Below are 7,159 nucleotides of genomic sequence, written 5' to 3' on the forward strand. Positions count from 1 at the left end.
CACTTTCTGGATTATGTCTCCCGGACCAGACGTACCCAGCACCGGCCAAGCAGGCTACCCCCTCAGGAAGGAGGAAGTATAAGAGCTACTGCCGACACAAAGAATATCACCCCTTTGGAGAAACTCCGTAAGGTGTGCCTCAGTATTTAAGACATTTATTTACAGAGCTCGGCAGCTCTGCAACACCAGAAACCCAGTTGCGTGCGTTAACCAAAAAAACGTCAAGTGCCCGCGAAAGATAATGGGGTGATGTCCCGGAGACATGGGGCGTCAACAGCACATCTCGCCGTCGCCACAATCGGGAAGTGTCCGGGACGGGCTCCTCTTCAAAGACATCAAGCGCGGCCCCGCGCAAACGGCCCGCATCCAGAGCATCGAGAACCGCCCCGCTCTCGACAATTCCGCCTCGGGAAATATCGATCAGCACCGCACCGGGCTTGAGAGCCGAAAGAAAAGTCTCGTCAACCAGAGCGGCGGTTTCCTCTGTGAAGGGCAGACAGACGACAAGATAATCCATTTCCCCGAGCGCCCGGGACGCTTCTGCGAGAGACGTACTCGCATCGGCACCCGGGACCGGGCGACCGCTTCTTGTGACAGCGGTAACCTGCATATCGAATGACTTGCACCGCCGTATGATCCATTCCCCGATATGCCCCGCACCGAGGATCATCACTGCCTGGCCGGTGAGTTCAGAAAGCCAGAAACGCGACCACAGAGCCTCCCGGCTTTGCTCGACGAAGCGATCAAACCCTTTCGCGAAATAGAGCATTGCCCCGATCACATATTCGCTCATCTGCGGGCCATGAATGCCGCTGCTTTTGGTGAGCGTAATATCCGACCAGTCCACAGGCATGTCCCATATCCGCTCTACCCCGGCTGAAAGGAAATGCACCCAACGATACTGTTGGGTCCGCGCAAGAGCGTCCGGCAACCACGGCAGCGTCGGAGCGATGATCGAATCGAAGGAAAGGAAAGGCACCTCCTCCGGCTTGCCTGCGAACGAGATTGAGGCATCCGGCAAAGCACGACCGATATGCTCCAGCACCTGCGGCTTCTGCTCCTCGAGCAGATCGCTCTTCTGCAAGAACAGAATCTTATCGAGCGAGCGACCACTCATGATGATGCGGCCTCCCCGATTTCGATCGCCTTTTTTGCAAGTCGCATTTGATTATCCAGAAGCTCGGCCGCAGAGGCACGCAAAAACGCATTATGGCATTGCCGCAGCGATGTAACTTCCGCTGGGAGGTCAATTTGCCGGGTAAGTTCCGCGAGGGACTGCGCTCCATTGTGAAATGAACGCGAGAGGATCACGCTTTCAGAACCAAGCCGGACATGCTCTCCGATGATCCACTCTGCAGGCAGTGTGCCCTGCCCGATGCGGCCAACACCGCCGATGCCAAAGGGCACACCCGCCTCTCTGCAAAACCTGGAAGGAACGTCAAGGAGGCGGCCCGCCAGCACCTCGAACAAAAAGCCAAGCTTCAGATCGAGAGCAAGATCGTTCAGACCGAAATGGATCCGGTCTCCCTTTTCGAGAAGTGGAAGGATTGCGCTAAGCCGCATAAGCGCAGCCCCTGTTTCAACGAGCAATGTCACCGGAAGCCGACCACCTACCAGTTCCTTGAAGGAGGCAACCTCCTTGGGCCCCCGAAACATGGGCAGCATCAGCCGCTTTGCGCCAGCCGCAGCCGCGCCTGCAATCTCGTCTCCCGTTCCTTCCCAAAGAGGGTTGAGGCGTACAAGCAGTTCCGCCCTGGTCAAGAGAGGCGAAATCCGCGCAACATGCTCCAGCGTATGCGCCGCCTGATGCGTGTCGAGATGCCCCTGCCGCTCCGCCTTTCCGCGTGTCTCCATGTCAATGAAGATTGTATCCACCCCCGACGCTTCAGCGTGAAGTGCTATCTCGGGATCTGCGGTGATGAAGAGAGTATGGAAGGACATGATGGAACCTATTCATCCCCGGCTTGCTTCTGCCGGGCCTGAATCTCATCGCGATAAGCGCGCCAGTTCTGACCTTCCTCGCCATAGACGCCCTTGGCGGTGAGCACTACATAGACCGTGAGAAGCATGAGCTTCAGGTCATAGATGAAGCTGTGGTCGCGCACATATTCGGCATCGGCCGCGAGCTGCTCTAGCCATCCAAGGCTGCGTCGTCCGCGCACCTGAGCAAGACCGGTCAGTCCGGGCCGCACATCGAAGCGGCACATATATTCCTGAGGAACGGCCACAAGCTGCTCGGGGATGACAGGACGCGGCCCCACAATCGACATATCACCGCGAAGGATATTCCAGAGCTGCGGCAGCTCATCCAGCGAGGTCGCGCGCAGAAACCGGCCAACACGCGTGATGCGCGGATCGACGCCACCGCTCACCACCACTTCCGCATGCTGGTCGATCGCATCCGGGTCACGCTCCACCATGGTGCGGAACTTGACGATGCGGAATTCGGACCGCCCTTGCCCCACCCGGCGCTGAAGAAAGAAGACGCGGCCCGGACTGTCGAGACGGATCAGCACAGCGATGAGCAACAGAACCGGCGCGAGCAGCAGCAGCAACACTGCAGATACAGCCATGTCAAAGGCGCGCTTCACGACTTCAACCCTTCTCCGAAGGAAGGAGATCACCCTCGCTTTCGCCGAGGATTGCCTTCTTCATGACAGCATTCACCTTCCTGATATCAAACCGCTCAAGAGCAATCTCCCGGGAAACAGCCCCCATAGAGTTCACAAGCTCCGGCTCGATCAGGAATTTCTCCATCGCGTCGGCGAGCTCCTGCCAGTTGCGGGGCGGCACGATGAATCCGTTTCGCCCATTGCCCACCAGCTCACGACAACCCGGTGAATTAGTGGAGACCACCGCTCGCCCGATAGCAAGCGCCTCGAGGCCACTTCTCGGTATGCCTTCCGGGTAATAGGACGGCAGCACAAAAACATGGCTCTCGGAAAGCCATTTCGAAACATCGGTCTGGAACCCCAGAAAATTGACGCCCTGTGCTGCAAAGGGCGAGAGATCTTCGATCTTGTTCTGGGAGTGCGGATCAACCCCGCCGAGATGGAGACACTCCACCTTGCCCGGATATTTCTTGTGCAGATAGTCAGCGGCCCGGGCATATTCGGCTATGCCCTTTTCGGTAATCAGGCGGGAAATCATGATGAACCGCACCGTGTCTGATGGGGGTGCAGGCCGATAGGCAAAATCATCAATATCGACCCCCGAGCCATTGACCAGCACTGCCCTTTCGGGAGAGGGGACAATTCGGTATTCGAGGAAAAGATCCCGATCATCCGGATTCTGAAAGATCATCCGTGCATTGATGCGGCCTGCAGTCAGGTAAAGGGGAAGCACAAGCGTCCGCAGAATCTTCTGCCTGAAGCTCGATTCCCGCGCGAAGAGATAGCCCGCTCCCGTCACCATCGAAACAACACGCGGCACCCCGGCAAGGCGCGCCGCTATCGACCCGAATGTCGTCGGCTTCACTGCATAGTTGAAAACCACATCCGGCTTGAGACGACGAAGCGCAAGATAGAGCGTCTTCAACGCGGTCAGGTTGCGCAGCGGATTGAGCCCGCCCCGATCAAGCTCCACCACCTCATAGGGATAGCGGATTTCATCAAACACCCAGGCAAATTCCTCCATGTCGCCGGCTGGTACCAAAACGGTAATCCGGCAACCAGCGGCAACTAGCGTATCGGCCAGATCGACGCGCTTGGAGGAGAAGGATCTAATGGTAGGAACTATGAAAACGACATGCGTTTTCGCGTCCGGCGCCATGTCCATTTTCAACGCTCGCAAAGTAGATAGAACACGCGCCGACGGAATTTCGGATTGAGATAGGCGTAAAGCTTACCGACCGGGCTGAGGCGACGCTGATAGGTCGCAGCCACTTCTTCCATCGAAATATTCTCACGCACACCGCAGAAGAGCCTCTTCAGCCCCGTCGCGCGGAGAAGCCCGTGATACTCGTAAATGCGATTGGGAAGGTCGTCGATGAAGTACCGCGCCCGGAAACCGATACTCCCAAGATAGCGAATCAGTTCTGCGGTACGCTCATCACCCATGATCTGAGGATGAATTTCGATACTGATCTTGGTGACGTGATCGGGCGTGTTGTTCATCAGAATGTCATACTCATAACCCTGCACATCCATCCTGAGAACATTCGCGCCATATTCCGGGCAAATATTGGAAAGCGCCCTCATCTGCACGCGGCGGCCTGAGCCGTCCTTGCTGACAGAAGAAAGGTTCAGCTTCGCCGAAACATTGAAGAAAACTTCTCCATCCTGCGGACCCACCGCGCAATTGACGAACTCGCATTTTTCTTCAATCCCGTTCAGTCGCGCATTCTGCCGTACGATCTCGATGCCTTCCTCGAGCGGCTCCACACAGATGATGCGTTTTGCCTTGTGGCTGAGCATCGTGAAGTAGCCAAGGTTGGCACCGATATCGAGAACCACGTCGCTCGGCTCAATGGACTTGTAATAGAAGTAGGAGTTCAGCGGTTCGCGGAAACCGTTGCGCTCAAGATCAATCGACAGACCCTCATCGCTCGGGTGAAGCGAGAAAGTGAATGTTTGATCGATCCCGATTTTCCTCAGATCGACCAGAATATCTCTCGTCTGCATCTAATTGTCGCCTTTCCGAACGAAGATCAAAGTCAAATTGAAATTCCCAAAGGGAATGTCCTCGCTGGCTCAAGCCAGCCTTTCAATAATTGCCGAGTCACGGGACGCGGAGAGCGCGTCCGATACCGAGCCGGACGTCACCAGCCGGACTGGGACGAGCTGCTGGAGCTGATCCAGATAGACCGACAGTTCCTCGTCGTTCTGGTGGCCCTCATAGATCATGTACCGCCACGGAAGCTCACGAAGACCCGGAAGCCAGTTCACATGGCCACGGATCGCGAGATAGCTCACGATCCCGTCCTCCGGGCGTGTCGCCTTGAGATGCTCTGGAAGCTGTTCAAAAAGACGCGTTTCCGGGCCGAAGGGACCGGCAGTCTGCGAGAAGCGCGTGCAACCGATGGACATCAACGTGGAATAGGCCCCATCAATTGCATAGGGCATATCCCAACCATGAACCCAGTGCGCACCCCGGCGCAGATATTCCGCTCCCATCAGGCCGAGATTGCACCCGATATCGAACATGACCTTCCCTTCAAGCGAGATTCCGGCTTCCGCCAGCAGCTTGTCGTAGGTCCGCATGCGCGAGGACGGCGAGCGTTTTGCAGGCAGCTTCACCCCGGGCACTTCCTGATAGAGGAACTTGCCGCCCAGAACGCCGCTCTGCCCGCCGAAATGGCTTGCCGAAGAAGCCGCCAGTGCGACCTCTCTCAGAGTCTTGTCATAGTTACGCAAGGCAAAATTGTGAATATCAACATAGGCAAGCCGATCCCCGCTGCGTATCAGATTGCCGTTGCAATCCGGCTCTTGGAAATCTGCATTTTCCCATCCATAGGACGAGACAAACTCGGCGCGCCCTTTCTCTACCAGCCCCTTCAAACGGCCGACCATCTCTTGACAATCACCGGGGTGAAGCGGTTCCGCCTCCAGATGCTCCACCACATAGGCTGCCGTGCGGCCATTAATTTCGAGCAGGTCGTAGAGTCGCGGCGCAACGCCATTCAGGTGGAAAAAATTCCACGCGACGCTTTGATGAAGGTGGTTATGAGCCCGCTTCTGCGCCATGGCACGACCGGCGCTCGCCACCATATAAGCACCCTCAACGCCTGCCTCATTCTTCGCGACCTTTATGCCGGCGTTTGACGGGTAGCGGGAGCGAAAAAAGCCCAGAGGCGAGGCCTCCCATTGGGAGGGCGAGAGATACCAGGCATCATGCCCCTGCGCCAGATCCTGCGACCTGCACCAGGCAATAATATCAGCACCCTGGACACTTACCTTCGAAGGCCGCTGCACCGGCAGAACGGATTGCCATTCGGATGAGCCACTGATCGCAGAAGCGAGGTGCCCATAGGTGAGCTTCCCCAGCGCAATGCTCTCGCGACCGAAACGGACAGAACCGCGCGCCAGATTGAACAACCACGGCACGTTGGAAAGCACCGTCCGCACCTTGCGCCGTGTTGAAGCGGAAACCGCCATGTTACTTCCTCTCGATCATATAAAGATGCCTGGTAACCTTTTTTCGGGTCATCGCATGCCCCCTTTTACCCGTGAAGACAGCCCGTCACTCCTTGTTCAGGCGCGCAACCATCAGCTCTTTTGCAGAACGCCATGTGTTTCGCCAGCCCTTCTTTGTTGGAAATGGATTTATGTTCAGCGCCCTGAGAGAGTAAACGCCAAGCACAATGCTGACGAAGGTCAACGACGCAGCGGTAGCAACCGCCACACCATTCGCGCCGTAGGGAGTGGCCAGTCCCATCGCGAACACAACATTGATGGCCGCCCCTATCCCCGCCACCCAGGCAAAGGCCTTCTCTTCACCGATCATTTTGAGCAGCGGATAAAGCGCCCCTGTGAAGCAATTGAATAATTGTCCGATCAACAGAATGATCAGCGGCGTATATGATCCCTCAAAATCCTCTCCGAAGACCAGTCGGATCAGCGGTTCCGCGAGCAAGACCGAGACGACAAAGAAGAGCAGCCCGAAAGCGAAAATGACGGTGGTGCAGACCTGCATCAATTCCTGCAGCCACTCTTTCTCTCCCTGCGCATGCGCCTTCGCAAAGAGCGGTGCAACCACCAAAGACAAGGCGGTAATGGGAAAGACGGCGATCAGGGAAATCTGCTGCGCAAGCCTGAACAGGCCGGCCTCGGTATCAAGTCCATAGAAGCCGAGAACGGAAATAGCGGCTTGCGAATTCACGATCTGGATGCCAGCGATAATCGAAAAAGGCACGATGGCCGTGATCCACCGCCGATCCGCATATTCAGGCGCCGTCACCCGCGCTTCTTTCGGCAGAACCCTGAAAAAGAGAGCAATGCCGATCATGAAAGCAAGCAGCGCCGCCACAAGGTGCAGCAGCATGGCATTTGCCGGGTCGGCATGTTCCGGCGCAACGAGAATCCCGATAAGGAGAAGAATGGAGAACACGCCCGGGCGCAGGGCAAATTCAGGAAGCTGGCCGGATACCACATAGCCGAGCCCCCGCATCATCGCGCCTCGGAGATTGCTTATTGCCACAAGCGGGATGAGCAAAAGGGCG

The 7,159-nt window shown here is 56.8% G+C and carries 8 protein-coding genes; 1 reads left to right on the forward strand and 7 read right to left on the reverse strand.

Going from position 1 to position 7,159, the window contains the following annotated elements:
• Positions 1-139 precede the first annotated feature (139 nt).
• The 7 genes from WBF74_RS00265 to WBF74_RS00295 all read right to left on the reverse strand — a co-directional run bounded on the left by WBF74_RS00265 (position 140) and on the right by WBF74_RS00295 (position 6,981).
• A complete protein-coding gene (locus tag WBF74_RS00265) occupies positions 140-1,117 on the reverse strand; it encodes a D-2-hydroxyacid dehydrogenase (RefSeq protein WP_424433663.1) in 978 nt (325 codons plus the stop codon).
• A complete protein-coding gene (locus WBF74_RS00270) occupies positions 1,114-1,941 on the reverse strand; it encodes an aldolase/citrate lyase family protein (protein WP_424433665.1) in 828 nt (275 codons plus the stop codon). The genes WBF74_RS00265 and WBF74_RS00270 overlap by 4 nt, the downstream gene beginning before the upstream one ends.
• A gap of 8 nt (positions 1,942-1,949) precedes the next feature.
• A complete protein-coding gene (locus tag WBF74_RS00275; protein ID WP_424433667.1) occupies positions 1,950-2,624 on the reverse strand; it encodes a sugar transferase in 675 nt (224 codons plus the stop codon).
• Positions 2,596-3,777 (reverse strand): glycosyltransferase family 4 protein, encoded by a 1,182-nt coding sequence (locus WBF74_RS00280; protein ID WP_424433669.1) that lies wholly within the window; start codon positions 3,775-3,777, stop codon positions 2,596-2,598. Before WBF74_RS00280 ends, WBF74_RS00275 begins: the two co-directional genes overlap by 29 nt.
• A 2-nt stretch (positions 3,778-3,779) precedes the next feature.
• Positions 3,780-4,622, reverse strand: a complete 843-nt coding sequence (locus WBF74_RS00285) for an FkbM family methyltransferase (RefSeq protein WP_424433671.1) — start codon at positions 4,620-4,622, stop codon at positions 3,780-3,782.
• A gap of 69 nt (positions 4,623-4,691) precedes the next feature.
• Positions 4,692-6,095, reverse strand: coding sequence for a hypothetical protein (locus WBF74_RS00290; protein ID WP_424433673.1), 1,404 nt, complete (start codon positions 6,093-6,095; stop codon positions 4,692-4,694).
• Between the two features lie 85 nt (positions 6,096-6,180).
• Positions 6,181-6,981, reverse strand: a complete 801-nt coding sequence (locus WBF74_RS00295) for a lipopolysaccharide biosynthesis protein (RefSeq protein ID WP_424433675.1) — start codon at positions 6,979-6,981, stop codon at positions 6,181-6,183.
• Between WBF74_RS00295 and WBF74_RS00300 the strand changes: the two genes are divergently transcribed.
• The coding region (locus tag WBF74_RS00300) for a hypothetical protein (RefSeq protein WP_424433677.1) at positions 6,970-7,159 on the forward strand (190 nt) is incomplete at its 3' end. The genes WBF74_RS00295 and WBF74_RS00300 overlap by 12 nt on opposite strands.

Source organism: Parvibaculum sp. (assembly GCF_049672805.1).
GTDB lineage: Bacteria > Pseudomonadota > Alphaproteobacteria > Parvibaculales > Parvibaculaceae > Parvibaculum.

Coding starts and splice junctions, on each gene's coding strand:
- WBF74_RS00265 (WP_424433663.1), bottom strand. CDS start 1,117: ATGAGTGGTCGCTCGCTCGATAAGATTCTGTTCTTGCAGAAGAGCGAT.
- WBF74_RS00270 (WP_424433665.1), bottom strand. CDS start 1,941: ATGTCCTTCCATACTCTCTTCATCACCGCAGATCCCGAGATAGCACTT.
- WBF74_RS00280 (WP_424433669.1), bottom strand. CDS start 3,777: ATGGACATGGCGCCGGACGCGAAAACGCATGTCGTTTTCATAGTTCCT.
- WBF74_RS00285 (WP_424433671.1), bottom strand. CDS start 4,622: ATGCAGACGAGAGATATTCTGGTCGATCTGAGGAAAATCGGGATCGAT.
- WBF74_RS00290 (WP_424433673.1), bottom strand. CDS start 6,095: ATGGCGGTTTCCGCTTCAACACGGCGCAAGGTGCGGACGGTGCTTTCC.
- WBF74_RS00295 (WP_424433675.1), bottom strand. CDS start 6,981: ATGCTGCTGCACCTTGTGGCGGCGCTGCTTGCTTTCATGATCGGCATT.